Origin of the sequence: Reinekea sp. G2M2-21, from assembly GCF_015687175.1 — a bacterium.
GTDB lineage: Bacteria > Pseudomonadota > Gammaproteobacteria > Pseudomonadales > Natronospirillaceae > Reinekea.
In genome coordinates this window covers 161,107-176,819 of the sequence record NZ_JADPQG010000003.1, presented here as the reverse complement: position 1 = coordinate 176,819, position 15,713 = coordinate 161,107, and the positions used below count along the sequence as shown (strand labels likewise).

General features: G+C 44.6%; 14 protein-coding genes. 12 read left to right on the top strand and 2 right to left on the bottom strand.

Translation table 11 applies throughout. From position 1 onward, the window contains the following. Window positions 1-6 precede the first annotated feature (6 nt). Complete coding sequence (locus tag IYN85_RS13110; RefSeq protein WP_196159365.1) at window positions 7-1,158, top strand: hypothetical protein; 1,152 nt, start codon at window positions 7-9, stop codon at window positions 1,156-1,158. Between the two features lie 828 nt (window positions 1,159-1,986). Here the strand turns inward: IYN85_RS13110 and IYN85_RS13105 are convergent. Beyond that, entirely contained in the window at window positions 1,987-2,913 is a 927-nt protein-coding gene (locus IYN85_RS13105) for a LysR substrate-binding domain-containing protein (protein ID WP_196159364.1), read from the bottom strand. A gap of 242 nt (window positions 2,914-3,155) precedes the next feature. Here IYN85_RS13105 and IYN85_RS13100 point away from each other — a divergent pair, with 242 nt between their 5' ends. From IYN85_RS13100 to IYN85_RS26400, 3 genes are all read left to right on the top strand, one after another. Then, window positions 3,156-4,013, top strand: coding sequence for a hypothetical protein (locus IYN85_RS13100; protein ID WP_196159363.1), 858 nt, complete (start codon window positions 3,156-3,158; stop codon window positions 4,011-4,013). 209 nt (window positions 4,014-4,222) lie between these two features. Next, complete coding sequence (locus IYN85_RS13095; RefSeq protein ID WP_196159362.1) at window positions 4,223-4,519, top strand: hypothetical protein; 297 nt, start codon at window positions 4,223-4,225, stop codon at window positions 4,517-4,519. Window positions 4,520-4,932: 413 nt separating this feature from the next. Continuing rightward, window positions 4,933-5,313: a metallophosphoesterase gene (locus tag IYN85_RS26400; protein ID WP_370592211.1), complete on the top strand. Its 381-nt coding sequence runs from the start codon at window positions 4,933-4,935 to the stop codon at window positions 5,311-5,313. A gap of 221 nt (window positions 5,314-5,534) precedes the next feature. Here IYN85_RS26400 and IYN85_RS13085 read toward each other — a convergent pair whose 3' ends face one another. Then, complete coding sequence (locus IYN85_RS13085; protein WP_196159360.1) at window positions 5,535-7,391, bottom strand: cellulase family glycosylhydrolase; 1,857 nt, start codon at window positions 7,389-7,391, stop codon at window positions 5,535-5,537. A gap of 1,333 nt (window positions 7,392-8,724) precedes the next feature. Between IYN85_RS13085 and IYN85_RS13080 the strand changes: the two genes are divergently transcribed. The 8 genes from IYN85_RS13080 to IYN85_RS13045 all read left to right on the top strand — a co-directional run bounded on the left by IYN85_RS13080 (window position 8,725) and on the right by IYN85_RS13045 (window position 15,314). Continuing rightward, window positions 8,725-9,222: a GNAT family N-acetyltransferase gene (locus tag IYN85_RS13080; RefSeq protein WP_196159359.1), complete on the top strand. Its 498-nt coding sequence runs from the start codon at window positions 8,725-8,727 to the stop codon at window positions 9,220-9,222. A 91-nt stretch (window positions 9,223-9,313) separates the two neighbouring features. Further along, a complete protein-coding gene (locus IYN85_RS13075) occupies window positions 9,314-10,042 on the top strand; it encodes a suppressor of fused domain protein (RefSeq protein ID WP_196159358.1) in 729 nt (242 codons plus the stop codon). Window positions 10,043-10,472: 430 nt separating this feature from the next. Beyond that, the gene (locus IYN85_RS13070) at window positions 10,473-10,802 is read left to right on the top strand and encodes a hypothetical protein (RefSeq protein WP_196159357.1); all 330 of its coding nucleotides are present in this window, start codon (window positions 10,473-10,475) and stop codon (window positions 10,800-10,802) included. A 120-nt stretch (window positions 10,803-10,922) separates the two neighbouring features. Next, on the top strand, window positions 10,923-11,399 hold the full coding sequence (locus IYN85_RS13065; RefSeq protein ID WP_196159356.1) for a hypothetical protein: 477 nt from the start codon (window positions 10,923-10,925) through the stop codon (window positions 11,397-11,399). A 373-nt stretch (window positions 11,400-11,772) separates the two neighbouring features. Then, window positions 11,773-13,044: an Mbeg1-like protein gene (locus IYN85_RS13060; RefSeq protein ID WP_196159355.1), complete on the top strand. Its 1,272-nt coding sequence runs from the start codon at window positions 11,773-11,775 to the stop codon at window positions 13,042-13,044. A gap of 106 nt (window positions 13,045-13,150) precedes the next feature. After that, window positions 13,151-13,432: an HU family DNA-binding protein gene (locus IYN85_RS13055; protein WP_196159354.1), complete on the top strand. Its 282-nt coding sequence runs from the start codon at window positions 13,151-13,153 to the stop codon at window positions 13,430-13,432. A gap of 2 nt (window positions 13,433-13,434) precedes the next feature. Further along, entirely contained in the window at window positions 13,435-14,685 is a 1,251-nt protein-coding gene (locus IYN85_RS13050) for a hypothetical protein (RefSeq protein ID WP_196159353.1), read from the top strand. Between the two features lie 209 nt (window positions 14,686-14,894). Next, window positions 14,895-15,314 carry a hypothetical protein gene (locus IYN85_RS13045; RefSeq protein ID WP_196159352.1) on the top strand — a complete coding sequence of 140 codons (420 nt, stop codon included), beginning with the start codon at window positions 14,895-14,897 and terminating at the stop codon, window positions 15,312-15,314. The last annotated feature ends 399 nt before the right edge of the window (window positions 15,315-15,713 follow it).

Here is a 15,713-nt window from a genome sequence, read left to right as displayed (position 1 = left end):
GTCTGTATGTTGATCCACAAAAAAGTCTGGCTAACCACCGGGCTGCTGTTCTGTGCCATGAACCTGTCGGCGACAGAATATTTCGGTGTCCACGTTAATCCTGAACAGTTGGGGCAGGGGTTCGACAGCCAACTCACTATGTTCCGTGACACCTGCGTAACCGGCGAGTTGGTGGAAACGGGAAACACGCAGGGCGAGCTGAGCTACACCGGCGCGAACACCGTTGAGCGCCACATGGAAGAAACCTTCGGCAAAGTAAAAGGCGGCATTAATCTGATCCTGTTCGCCGGGTCTGTCAGTACATCACTATCGTCCCGGGTGACAGACAACTCCCGTACCGCCTCTTCCAGTGTGCAGTTGATTTACGACGCCCGCGACCTGTCGCTGGAAAATCGTACCCTAACGCCACTTGGAGAGTCTGTTGCTGCGCAAGATGACTTACAGGTCGACGCCGTTTGCGGAGACTCGTTTATTCATCATGTGAAACTGGGTTCTGAAATTTATGTCACGGCGCGTTTGTACTTTCGCTCCATCGAAGAATACCAAAAGTGGGTCACCAAAATTAAAGTGCGCTTTTTATTCTATTCAAAGACCAAAACAAAAACCAAAGAGTGGCTCGACCTAACGGAAAATGGCGTATACAGCATCACCGTAGACACACGCGGCGGTATGACCGACCGGCTGCAATCTATTCTGAACAACAACCCAACCTACTGCACGACCGACAACATGGATGCCTGCATCGACACCGGCAGCAAAGTGTTTGACTACCTGTTCAGCGAAACCGGCTACAGCGCCGACATTCAAAACGCGCCCAAACAGGTCATATCGTTTACCACACAACCCTATGGCGCCTCCGCTCACTTTTCGCTGGCAAAACCACATGTTGATAAAGGAACACAGTTCGCACTGGAAGAAGAAAAACTGCGTGTCCGCTTGTACGCCAACCAACAAATTCGTGAATCTCTTTATGCTTTCGCACAGGTCGAAACTGACGACACCGAAAAAGAACAGTTACTGGCCGATGTCGCACTCGCCGAGCAAAACATTGCCGCACTGGACGAAGCCGCCGATACTTGCAGAGGCACCACCTTGTTCGCCACATGCCAACAAGCCGTAAGCCTGGCCATAGCCGCACAGGTTTTTATTAATTATTAAAAGTGTTTTTAATCACAGCTCTTTTTTGAGATGAGTACACATCATCTGTGATTTGGCACCAAGGTAAGGTTCGTTCGGTTTGAATCAGAGGACCCAACGCCAAGGATGGCTGAATAAAGACCTCGTTAGAGCGGTAACTACCAATTGAAGGCGGTTTGAATCGATGACATATGCATTATTCTATGACGTAGCTTCCATGGGCGATATTTTCTGTCGGAGGCCAAACCGGTCCGACGATTCAGGCTCGGCTCTCAACAATCCTAACCCCCACTCCTTTGTCCATTGAGGCAGATTACAAAATGTAAACTTGACCGAGTCGGCGTAAATAACCATTCCGTCGCATCTGCTTTAGCTGACTTAATTCACACGTCGCAACGGATTCAAGGGCAGGATGCCCTTGGAAGCGCCGCGCGTGCAGGGATGCACGCTCAAGAGACCGTTCGAAGTGAGTGGTAATTAAGGCAGAACACCAAAGCAGGCGACAAAGGGGGTGCAAGGGGATCTCCCCTTGAAAAGAATAATCCTCCAAGAGAACTTTTGGTTAAAAATGGAACCATAGTCTTCGGAACAGATTTAGTGCTTGAAGTAAAAAGTCTCGGTTAAACTAAGTCACCGAATGACGCAAAAGTCTCAAATACAATGTAAATATACTTAAGGCCCATTCGGGCTGACCCCTTGGAAAGAAAATTCTCCAAGAAATCTGTTGGTCAAAAACCGAACCAAAGCGTCCGACACGTTTGATCCCAAAATTAGCATAATCCCCACACTACCAAGCACCAACTGAGAGGTCCTATAAAAAGACGAAACATCGAACCGCTCTTATCGCCCTCACCGCGTCAGCAAAAACTTATCGCTTTGCTGCAGGCAGTAATCCGTAAACTGCTTAGCCGGATGCGTTTTACTGAACGACGCGTCGTAATACACATACATCCCGATGCCTTTAATCCAATGCGGCTTCAAAATGGGTTTCAGTTTTCCTTCCTGCAACAGTTTCGACATGGTCATGGTGTTGTATGGCGCGTTCACAATGCCCAGCCCAGCGCAGGCTAAATCCAGCACATGATTGGTTACCCGCAGTCGGTTACGGGCTTTAATGGTTTTAAAGCGTTCAGAGGCGTTCCGGTCGAAACAGAACAGGCTGTCATCCGGCAACCGCGAATAGGACGTGATAATATGATGCGACTCCAGCGCTTTAAGCGTACTGGGCTCACCATGCTTATTTAAATAGCTGCCTGCGGCAAACAGACCATAGTCGATATTCAACAAAGGCTTTTGCGTCAGCTTCGGGTTCATCTGCTTGAAGTATTCACCCACACCCCAATAAACGTCCGCCGTGTAAGAGCCGTGTCGCACAATGGGTTTTATCTGTTCGAGCTGAATGTTAATACCCGGGAAGCGATTACAAAACTCCGGCAACAACGGCAGCAGCGTCGCGTGGAAAACTTCTTCGTCGTGGTACGCCACATGCACGGTGCCGGAGGCTTCGACATCTTCCACCGTGGCCCATTGTGTCACACCTTCCAGCTCTTTCAGTATGGTGGCATAGCGTTCCGCAATTTCAGCACCAAACTCCGTTAACGACAGCCGTCGCGTAGAGGAACGATAGGTGATCGACCGCCCCAGGATTTGCTCAATCTGCCGAACCTGACGGCCAACCGCCACATCGGACTTTCCCAATTTATGACCAGCTTCTACATAGGTTTCCGACCCCAGCAGGGCAGCAACCGTCTCCATCTGCGACAGGGACAACTTCATAATGACTCTTAAATGGCGAAGGGTTTTACTCAACATTAGTCGAACCTAAGGTTCGGATCAAACAAACTTTAAGTGTATATGCTTTGAAGACAGCTCCCATACCATGAAAGGCCCATGTTGGTGAACAGTGAGAGCGATGATGAAGTACGTGAAACAACAGAAACCCAAGAAAAAACTGATTGTGTTTGTCCCCGGTGGCGGCCCGTGCGCTTGTTGATAACGCGGATTTAAGGGCAAACCCCATGGATGTTTTCGAAGCAACACGTCTTCAAACACTGTACCAGGAGCTGCTGCCTTTTGGGATAGAGCCAGAACGCGTGTTCTTCGAAAACATAGCCTTTATGCAACGCATTGCCGAAGACCGATCCACCCTAACATTGGATGCCGACTTCGAAGTAATCGTGAATCCGCCCGATCTCACGCAACCCCAGGGCATGTTATTCGTGTCTATCCATTTCGATACCCAGTTTGCTTGCATTCCCATATTCCTGGCCAAACAACTGGCACCCCAACGACCGCTCACTTTTTTAATGAGCCGTCAGGCACGGGCCGCTGTGCCCGCGTGGAAAAACGAGCTTTATACCCGTGCCCAAAAAGAGCTGGGCATAGACATTCTCTACGCTGAAGAGCCCAGCAGCCTGCTTACTGTAGCCCGCAGGCTGCGCAAGAAAGAGGCTGTATTTACGTTTATAGACGCCATTGTGCCGAACGCCGCCGCCAACCGTACCCAAGCCGTGCAACTACTGAACCGCACCGTGGCCATGCCAACCGGCGGCATCGAAATGGCGTTGGCTTGCCAAGCGGATGTTATCCCCGTGTTTTGCCGTACCACCGGAGGGCAGCACCAACTGTCCTTTGCGGACGCCTTAACCAACGAGCAGGGCATACCCGATGTAGCACAAGCCATTGCCAATTTTTTTGGCCGTGCCTTACTCACCGCACCCGATAAATGGACCCAGTGGGACTACTGCACCGCCAACAGCTTGAGCGAAGAACCCATTGAAGTCTTAGGACTGAAGAAAAAGGCCAGTGAAGTGATTGCCTACCGGAACGAGAACTACCTGTTCGATTACCAGTTTGGTGTTTTGGAAAAAATTTAGGGATGAAGCGTAAAAACAGAAAAATGCAATAAAAACGCAACACAATCGCAGTAAGAAACAAGTGAGAAGAAATTTCAAGCAATAAGAAACAAACAAAAAAAACGAACGACAAATTAAAAACGAATAAATAAAAACGAGCCAGTTACCAAAACCAAACAGCTTTCTGACCAATGACAGCTGATGGGACAACAAAAACAACAGGAGGCCGTGTGCCATTTATCACGAAGTCGGACCTTAAATACAGCTACGCCTGGCCGGACAATACGTCTGACCACAAACACCATCAACGCCACACCAGCCAAACCCCAGACACCACCGTACTGGATTGCAACAACGGCCACGATGTTTTGGAATTCATCAACCGCTTTATCATGATCCATGAAATTCAGTATCACGAATCAGCACGAAAAATCGAAAACTTGCTCAAGGAACACCTGCCCGAAAATACGCAAAGCCACAAAGATGTCATGGCTTGGTTAGTGAAGAATTGGAATAAGTTTGATTGAAGAGTTCTAAGTCGTAATAACTTAACCACTAACGATCCACGTCATAGCGGTACGAATCGACATTAAATTAACGTGTAATCAGTAAAGGATAAAAGAATGGCTGTCAAACATATACCAACAAAGGAAGTTCATAAAGGCATCAAAGGTGGGAAAACAGCATGTGTTTTTATACTAGTGATAATCCAAGCCATTGGGTGACGAGTAGAGAAAAAATCACCTGTGCAAAGAATGGCTGCAAAAGTTAAGTATGTAAATAAGCTAGTTAATTGAGCGCTTTTACAAGGGATGGAGAAATTAAATTAGAGAAACTCACTATTCGGAAATTTCGCGGGATTGGAGTTTCTGAAATCAGTGTTAACAAACTTACAGCCTATGGCAAGTCCAGAATAGCAAGATACCAATGCCAGCAAGTAATGACAGATTTCATGAAAATCAGGAAGGAACCTAGCTATTCGAAGCTTCGCTCTGTCGATGTGGCTATGATAAACAAGAAATCTGTGAGGTGGCTTGAGTCCGAAGTAAATTCCAAAACAAGGAAATCTGTGGTTGTAACGCACCATTCGCCAAGTGCTCAGTCTATTCCCCGACAGTACGAAAATGATATTTTGAGTGCGTCTTACGCCTCAAACTTGGATAACTTAGTCCGAGAGTTAGAGCCTGATCTTTGGGTCCACGGGCATATGCACGAAACTTGTGACTACCTGATAGGGAAAACTAGAGTTGTGTGTAATCCTAGGGGCTATCCGGATGAAAGAAATCCCCAGTTCGACCCGACACTCGTTGTTTCTGTATAGCAAGAATAGATATTCTCGAAGCGGTCACGAACCACAGATTTGTTCAATGAGGCCATGACTCAACTGTATTTCAAATGACCGTGCTTGCGTTTTTTTCTTTGCACCCAGTAGGTCTAGAACAAAAAAAAGCAAACCAACAATGGTTTGCTTATATGGTTTCATTAACCATTGCGAAGGATGGTTAAGCGGTTGTCTTTAGCGAAATGATTCCGCTAAAGCGATTATTGCCCCCAGATCTTGTTCAAGAGGTTGGTTTTACGTTGGTCGAAGTCAAGCCATTCACCCCAGCCAGCTGTATTGGAGATTGGATCGTATGCGTGACCGTACCAACCGCCTGTATCGCCAGACTCAGGGTTCATTCCCCAGTAACAACCATCGATGTCTTTTTCAACCATATAGTCGGTGAAGGCTATCTGCCAATCTTGGTCAACTCCTGGTGTGATGTGACCTTTCCAAAGCTTCTGGTCGCCCAGAGAGGCTTTGTTTGGCCAATCCATGTTACCACCGAATTCACCCATAATGACTGCATAACCTTGGTCGCGTAAGTAGCCAAAGTGCTCTTCCCAACCAGGAACTAATCGGTCTTTGTCGATCACAATGTTACATTTCGCGGCACCTGCCTCGTGGCCTTTTAAGCCTTCACATTCGGGTTGTGCTGGGTCCATAAACATGGGCTGCACAAACACAGATGGGCCGTACGTATGAGGTGAAATGACAAGACGTTCTTTTGGAATGTCGAGTGGGTTTGCAGCAAACTCGTAGAAGTTCTCACCCCAGTTAGGCGTTGTGTCTGGGTCGCCATGTGGAGAGTTTCCAATGTCGTCTGGCGTGCCGTCTTGGTTATCGTAACTGTCTGAAATACCCTCAACGAAAATCAACACGTTTGGATTCACTTCATTGATTGCAGCGTACGCTTCTGTAGTCAGATCTTTCCATTCACCCCAAGAGTAGTCCCATGGCTCATTGAACACGTCGATACCCAGGATGTTACTCACACCCAGCAACTCAGATAAACCAGCTATTTCGCGGAGGTCATCAAGCCACTTCTCTTTGTCATAGGCTTGAATGTGTTTCACACTGTCTGGGTTATTGGTTGCTGAACATGAATAATCTTCGCGTAAGAAGTCGTAGTCCGTTCTGGTGACGTCGACAAATGGAGGTCGAGCATCCAAACGACCCGCACGCCAGCCAAGGTAGTTCGAGCAAGAGTGGATATCAATAATGACTTGCAGGTCATTTTGGTCTGCCAACTTAATGAAATCTTCCATTGCTTCACGCGCATTATTGGAACGCACAGACGAGTGGTTTTTCAGGAAGGGAGCCTTACCTTGAGGATCGTTCGGATTCAACGTTTGCGGCGCGATAGGGAAGCGAATAACGTTCATTCCCATACCCTTGATCTCATTCATAGTCTGCTGAATGGTACGACCTGTTCCCGCGCTTCCATTGGCCCAGAATGTATTGCCCACGTATAACTCCATTGGAGCGCCACTTGGGTTTGTGACATCATTTGATGGTTCATGACGACCTTCTAAACCAAACCAGTTTCCGCATTGAATCGGCATTTCTTCACCATCTTTGGTGATGTTACCTTGCGCATTAACTCGGAATTTACCCATTGGGTCTGGATCTGGATCAGGATCAGGATCAGGATCAGGATCAGGATCTGGATCTGGATCAGGATCTGGATCAGGATCTGGATCAGGGTTAGACGTGCAAACGGAACCGGTAACAATAGGCGTTTCAACAACGTCACCATTTAACGTGCCTTGAAAGCCGAACTCGATGCTTTGTCCAGGTTGAATAACGGCATTCCAGCTTAAGTTTGTTGCTGTGTAGGCGCCCGCTAAATTAGCGTTCCATGAGTTGGAAATGACATTGTTGCCATAGTTCCAGTTCACTTCCCAGCCATCGATCGCGGTGGTGTCATCGTTGGTGATTTTTATCGAGGCAACAAATCCGGTATTCCATGAATTTTGTACCGTATATGTACATTCACCTGCTTGTGCACTTGCGGCGGCAATGGCGAAACCAATAGCCGCCGCGAAGCGGGTTGGTCTCATTATTTTATCTCTCATATGTCTTCCTCTTGTGAAGAGTAATGCTAGTTGTACTTGTTTTTTCGACGTAAGCATAACGCGACAGAGTTAGTCGAAATGGCTGCAGCGTATTTGCGACGGTTTAGATCACAAATTCTTTAGCTTCGATTGACGACCGGGCTAGACAATTGAAAACTTAAGGCACCTCTGAATAACTGTTGTCTTCCTCAGCGGGTTCAGAAATACGCAAAGTTCGAGGCAAGTTCTACGGGCAATATTCATTATCCTAGCAAATGACTTAACAAAGAAATTTGTCATTTGCGCCCCGCCCTTCGGCTCCTTCAGATCGATGACTGAGCTTTGTTGTGTGTTTTTAAAAAGGACTTGCCATTTCCTGTAACACACGCCTCGCTCATCTTTCGATCTTAAAAGACTGAGGTGATTTGAATTAATCAGAGTTGCCTTAATTATATTTTCACTGTAAAGCCGTTTGTATCGAATTTTGCATGAGTATTTTTTAAGCGCGTACTTGTCCTGAGACCAAGCCTGAAACCTTATTAAGGGGCTAGATCTTAATCGCTCTTTTCATGAGGCACTGAATTCCACTACTGCAAACGTCTGTTATTTAGATACGGCTCACAATGCCAATTTTGCTAGTTATATTTATTCGAAAGTTGCTAAATTTAATTTCTAATGAAATATTCCAACTTATACTACATTAGTCGAGCGAAGAGTTATGTCAAATGTTCATAGATCATTCTGAGAACTGCATCTATAAATATTGGATCTAGAAGTTAGGATCATTATTGAGTGTTACAGATATGCGTCTTTTTGGAGTGAGTAGAATGCGCTCGATTTAGTCTGGTGCGCCCGTGAACAGACAGGCCGTATGATGGAAACTCCGTTTTGGGGAATCGGTATTTTTTTGTATGGGCAAGTAAGGTTGTTGGCCTTGGGGCGGGGCAATGTGCCCTGAAATTGGGTTTTACCTAAAATCCGGGCCAAAGTAGCGCGGAATTGGTGAAAAATGAAAGCAAACGAAGTCAAACCAATTGCTTTGACGTGCAAATAATAAAAATCATGAAATAAAACCAAAGTCGTCCCTGAAAACTGATGCTTATATTTCGAGAATCGTAACGTTGTATTTGTGGTCTCGTGAGTGGTAAGTTGGCAGAGTCTGGATAAAAAGCCTAAGGAAAGTAACTCATTAGGTAACTTTGTCCGTCAGTATCATTGTTGAAGTTGGTACTGTTTCTGTTAGGTGTTAGTCAAAAGGGGAAGTTTCTTCAATAAAAGACGACCTGATTCTCTTTGGTTTTTCAACAGGAACTTATACAGTGGTTTCTGATTTTTGTTGAGGCGAGTACCAAAATTGAACCGACTAAGAAATGACATTCGAGAAGCCAAGAAGCAAGATTGGAATGCCATATGGCCAATTTTTCACAGTATCGTGTCAGCGGGAGAAACTTATGGTTTCGACCCCGATATCTCAAAACCACAAGCCAAGAAAATTTGGTTAGAGACGCCGCGCAAAACCTTTGTCGTTGAAGACGACGGCGAAATCTTGGCAACCTATTACTTGAAAACAAATCAAGCAGGCCCCGGTAGCCATGTCTGCAACTGCGGCTATATGGTTTCACCTTTGGCGCGTGGTAAAGGGCTGGCAACCATAATGTGCGAGCATTCTCAGCAAATCGCCAAAAAACTTGGCTATAAGGCCATGCAGTTTAATTTTGTAGCATCCAGTAACGAAGGGGCTGTGCGCCTCTGGCACAAACTTGGCTTTGAAACAGTCGGCTGTTTGCCAAAAGCCTTTAATCACCCAGCAAAAGGCTATGTGGATGCCTTTGTGATGTATAAGTGGTTGTAATGACAGTAAAAACTGTCAGTCATAGCATTCGCTTCCGGCACTTGATAAAGTTCTCGAATTCGTTAAAAGGAAGGATAAATCGGAGACATCTATGGATAAAGATGAAAAAGTCGTATCGCTGTCAGGATCACCAATTTTTACCTATACCGATGGTGAAAAAGAATGGGAAGTCCCAAGCGGCGAAGAATGTATAGAAGAAATCTCAGATCATATTGAAGCCCATATTGGAAAAATTCCAACGGTCATGCACGAGCTGGTATCGGATACCGTACATATCGACATACACCATGTACCGCCTACCAAAGAGCGACCATTTCATACGCTGGTGACATCCGGCATGAGTGACCTCCCTATGAGTGTCCCGGAAGATGCAGATTCAACGAAGTACATGGAATTAATGGTCTCACTTCCTGAAAGCTGGAAGATTGGTGACGCAGCATTTAAAGATGAAGTATGGTACTGGCCTGTTAGACAACTCAAATACTTGGCGCGTTTTCCGCATAAGTACGAAACTTGGTTTGGTTGGGGGCATTCAATTCCAAATGGAAACCCCGCGGAGCCGTTTGCAAATAACACCGAGTTCTGCGGTGTTATTCTTCTGCCTTCTGTCACGGTACCACCAGACTTTCATAAGTTGAAAATCAACGACCAAAAGGAGATTGAATTTTACAGTATCGTTCCTTTGTACAATGAGGAAATGGATTATAAGCTGGCCAAAGGGACAGACGCGCTGTTGGATAGGCTTGAAAAATACCACCTATCCGATGTGATAGACATTAACCGAAAAAATGTCGCTAAAAAGCGTTTTGGATTTTTCTGATTCCTCCTATTGGAAAAATCGAATGGTTTAAATCGAATTAAAATCCGACGTGATAGACATTTCTGTTCAAGCGCCAAAAGAGCTAAGTGACTCGATCAAAGCTTAGTTAGTACTGGGTTCTGGTTGGAAGTCGTAACCCGAACGCAATGGGTTCTCTTTTTTTTAACGTATTTCATTTAACAGCCCGAATATTTTTAATTCGGGCTTTATTCCTTTCCCGAAAAAGATCTCATTTTTTTAACTCGATCACAAAAAACAAACCTGAAAAATTTACCGCTTGCGTGGTGTTTTCGTAAGGTGTTTTATAAGCGTTGGATGAAAAACAGAAGGAGGTCTATCGCAAGAAAAACGTTGAAAAACTAAGCGCTACCCAAGAGTGCTGGTAACACTCTGGGGCAGCTAACCAAAATCGATAATATGAGTATCAATCATGGCTAAAGATCATTGTAAGCTAGAGTCCCACTCGGCTAAAGAAAAATTTCAGTCCCAAGACACACTAAGCGCACTCAACAGCGCCGCTCAGAACCTTTCTGACGCGGAATCGTCTTGCGAACCCCACACCCAATGGCAACCCCAACCCACCCACACAGAAACCCATCTGGCGACTTTACGCTGCACCCCTTGGTGGCGTTTGCAGCTTGCTGTGGTGTGGTTCAGCGGTATTTTTCCAGAATCGGAGCGGCTTCAGCTCTGTTCTTTGCCTGTGTTGAGTATCACCACCGTGGCTCCGCCGCGGCCGTCCCGGTATTCATTGTTGTAAACACAGCCCAGAACGCAATGCTTTAGCCGCATTCCCTTGCCTGCGCGCATCGCAGGCGAGGTTTCTAAAGCGTTTGCCAATATTTTTTCATGTTATTTCAACTGTAAACGCGAGAACATTATGTACAGAAAAATAAGCATCGGCGACGAAGAACTGTTGTTCACTCACCGCCACCAGGAAGCCTTCCAGAAATCCAACTCCGTTCTGTTGGATACGCGCTTAAAATCAGAACAACACATTGCAGATGCGCAACATCGGTTTATTAAAACCGGCGTGTACGGGCTTATGCTCACCACATCGCAACACCTGATCGAGACCCGAACCTTACTCAATGTGCCATCATCACTGAAAGCGCTCACCACCGGTCGGTTGCTCAAACACATCATTCAAGCCAACGCCACGCGGCTGATTCTGGTGTGCAGCAACCCAGCGGGCGAACTCAACGTGCCGGAGGCACAGCGACAAGAAGCCAGTCGCATTAAATACAGTTTGCTGGAATTCTCGTTGTGGTTGGACGACGTTTTCATAGCCAATAAACCAACCGGAAAACCAGATCGCATGAAGCTCACCTCGTTAGCGAGTATGGGGGTTATTTAAAAGGAATTTTTGGTCCGTGGACGAGGGCGTTAGTGGTTAGTAGTCACGGGAATTGCGTTCCAGGTAGCCGTTTTAATCGCACTTGTCGTTATTTCGGGAGGTCATAAAAATGACATATGTTCATATAAAAAATTCTTACCATGGTAGAAAATGCTGTTGATAATCATTTTGGTTAACTGTAGTTTGGTCAATAAGTGATCAGCAAAGGGGGTGAATGTTGGCCTAGCGCTTTGCCAACGAATTGCTGATCTTTGTGAGTAAGTCACCAGTAACATACTCATGTACAGAGTTTTTGTCTGGCGCTGTGCGCGCCGAATGGCGTTGATAGAGTTCAACGCGTTACTGTGGAATCTAAGATTACAAGGACGTAGGTATGTTAAAAATTATTCAGAATGTTGCGCAATGGGCAGTCGTGCCATTCATTTATTTTGGCAGCCTTAAAGCCGCGTTGGGCATAGGGCTGTTTACTTCGCCAAGCCTAGAAAGTCTTTTGTTGTTTTGGCTGCCTGGCGTTGTTGCCGTTGCTACTGTTGGCTTGAACTACGGTCGCGCAATTACTCAGTTCGATGCTTCCAGTGTTAAAGCCAGCGATATTCAACCCGATCCTATCGCGAAAAATTTTGATCTTTTGCGGCTTGGTTATTCAGACCGGGCCGCTTACTTAATGTCTGAACTCGCTTACTTTGCTTACCTGACACCAAATGATTTTTATAAACTCAATATCGAAGAAGGTATAACCAAGATATTGGAAAATAAGGATCACTTAACGGCGGATAAGATCAGAAGCTATCTTGGCAAATATGAAGACTCCGACGCTTTCAAAGAAATTCTGAACCATCTCAAGGCCGTTAGTATTGAATACAAAGAGTTCCGGCAAGTCGATTCCGCTGAATACTATGTGTTAACCGGGGTATCTAATCGTAAAAAATTTGTCGTGTTCAGCTTTAGGGGAACGGATAAAAATGTCAAAGATTGGTTGTTAAATGCGAATGCCAAGCCGAAAGGAGGTGACGCAGGTAACGTTCACCAGGGCTTTTACGATTCTTTTCAAAATATTCTTCAACAACATTTAATAGACGACATTCAACATTATGTTAACGGAGAAACCAAACCAGCCATCGTATTTCTAACTGGGCATTCGCAAGGTGGGGTATTCGCGCAAATGGCAGCGCAACAAATAAGCGATGACGTTCGCAAGGTATGTTACACCTTTGGTGCCCCCCGATTCGCCGACTACCTGTATTTCCGATTCTATAAAACGCCTGTGTATCGCGTTGTTAATTCTGCCGACATCGTCCCCCGTTTACCAACGAACTTGCTGATCCAATTGCTCACCGGCGTTTTGATCGTGATTAAGCGAGCACTCACTTCCAGTAGCCGAAACCAACAACCAACGCTGGATAAAGCAATTCAGTTTCTTGAGAAAATGTCGCTGTATCGTCACTGGGGCGATCTCCGTTACCTGACGGATATGAAATCTGGCAATACTAAACAGGTTGAAGTGTATGTTGCACCGGTCTTTTTAGACCGACTCCGCTGGTTCCTGAATAGCATCAAAATTAATCCGCGATCTACGATCAGTAGTCACAGTATGAAGATATACCGAAACAAATTAAAAGAGATTGCGAAGTATCGCAACCGATAATTACTCGATATTGGCATACACTTAATGCACGATGTTGTAGCTAATCTCGTTTATGTGAAAGAGGATTTTTAATGTCTCGAAATAGATAGAAAGAAAGGAGAGCTCTATGAATAAAACCGAATTGATTAAGGCAATTTCCAATGACACAGGTCATGCAATTTCAGATGTCAGAGATATTCTGAATTCCTTTGTTGGAACGCTCTCAAATGTATTATCACCAGATGAAAGTATTGGCATTCAGGGCTTCGGGACCTTCAAAGTTGAACATATTCCTGAACGTACCAGTAGAAACCGACGAAATGGCGAAGTGGAAAATTACCCTGCAAAGAATCTGGTGAAGTTTAATGCTGGCAAAGCACTTAGAGACGCTGTTAACAAAAGGAGCTAGATATGAAAATGTTAACTAAAGATTTACTGCTAATATTGCTTTTGGTATTGCCAAATCTTAGCTATGCAGATGATGCCAGCTTGGGGGATGATGATCTCGAAACACCAGAAGATTTTGACTTTAAATATATGCAGGAAAAATTATCCTCGGGTCCTTGTTTAATATGGGGGGAGTGTGATCCTTTGAATGTTCAAAAGCTGAGCTTTTTTAGGGATAACTATCTGAATTACAGGTTGTTTTCATCTATGCAGCTTGGAGGCGAAGATAGGCAAACAGATGAGATGTCTTTAAGAGGGCAATACTCCATAAAGTATACATTTTGGGAAAGCACTAATTGTGAATATGAGAATAATATACAGGGAAATGGCAAAAGTGATGGACGAAAGTATTCATATAATAGTCGAAGCAGTATTGCCTATTTGGCTTGTCTGGATGAAAAGAACTTAAATCCGGATAAATGGTCGAAGCGATTTTTCTTTGGTATGACCGGTATGTTTGACTTCTACCTGATTACGAGAGACTCTGGTCCAGTAATAAACCGCATTTCAAATCCTGGAATTTATTTGGAGTTTTATACGCCTTACCAATTTTTTAGCCCAAGTGAAAGTGAATCCCATCAAGAAAAATCGCTATTATTTGGATTGGAGCATAGATCTGATGGTCAAGTCCTCGATGAGACCGACGAAGACGGAGAACCAGTTCCCACACAATTTAACGACAAAGGCGAACCTATCGCCTATGTGTTGGATGACATAACTGATGCGTTTAACAGTAATGATCATCAAGCTCTTGATTCTTTGGGGCAAGGAGCTAATTTCGTTTCCATAAATTATAGTCGGTACTTTGAGCCCACCATCGGCGGGGAAGTCTATGGTTATGAGCTTAACGTTAAACCATTTTGGTTCCCTGATAACGGAAATAGATTTTGGATTGCCGGAAAAAATGTCGGTTTCAAAGGTTATGATATGATAGGCGGAAAAGTCAGTGTGGAAGGAATGTTCGGCAGTGCCCTAAGTGGCAGTGCATCTGTTAGGACTGGTACCTTGCTGCTAGATGGGATTTCTGGTGATCTGCAATTAACATGGGATATTTGCATACGAGGTACATCGTTCCCTCTACAGTTAAGGACTCATTTGGGGCCAATGGATTATTTGGCGCACTATTCCACAAGTACGTTTAGCGTGGGATTGGGATTGAATTTGAACAACCTGGCGACTGGTCGCGGTTGTTTTTTAAGGTATTCGAAAACTTAATAGTTTTTTTAGTCGATTTGATGGGGATGAAAGGAAGCCTTTTCATCCCCAATACCCGTTAAACTATCTTGTTACCTGAGTGTGGTTGAATTGTTGTATTAGGGGATTGTTGGCTTTTTAATAAAGTATTTCTTATGACCAATTTAAAGCCTTTAGTGGTATTGACGAAAATATCAGTGCGAAATTACTAAGTTAGAAGGATTTATGTTATGAACGTTGTGGATCACGTGGAAAAAGCGAATTACTTGATAAATATCGTACAGGTTATGATTCCCGTACTGACAGGTGTTTTGGTGATTGGTGTTAAGGGTATTACAGAGCAATGGGATAAACTTGATGTGTTGGATAGAAATATAGACTTCGGTGCAGTATGTGGTATTGCTCTACTTGGAGTTGTTGCTCTGGGTCTATGGGCAGGCGTGATGGGCTATGGTTTTGCATTTTTGAGTGAAAATGGCCATGTGAGCCCTTTTCCGTTACCAAGTACAGATAGTTTTTCTGAGGCATTCTACTTTGCGCGTACAACTGTCGCGGCAGCCTATATTCTAACGGTAACGACTGCCATTGTTACTGGGATATATTATCTTCATCTGCATATTCGGGTAAAAAGTTTGACCAAGCCTAGTTAGAATGGTGGTGGGTAAATCATGTGGATATATTCTGAAATATTTTTGAATGATGATTGTATCTGAGGTGCTACTTTGAATTGTAGACCCTGTGCGTTTGTTCGTAATTTGAAATTCTTATGATTTACTTTGGATTCTAGATTCTCGCCTCATGCAAATCTTCGGTGTGATACAGATTAAATAGTGCTTCTTTGGGATAGCTATTGTTTTAGACTGAAAGTCTTTCATTACATTTCTAATTACCGTTTCTAGTGCGTGACCAGTGTGTTTATTCTGAACGTATAACAATCGATTCCTCGTTAGTAATTCCATATTTACGAACACCATTTTGCGGCTTTGACTGAAAAATTTGTTTTGAACTCCTGTTAATGCTGAGAAAATGTCAAATATCATTGTAGGTTG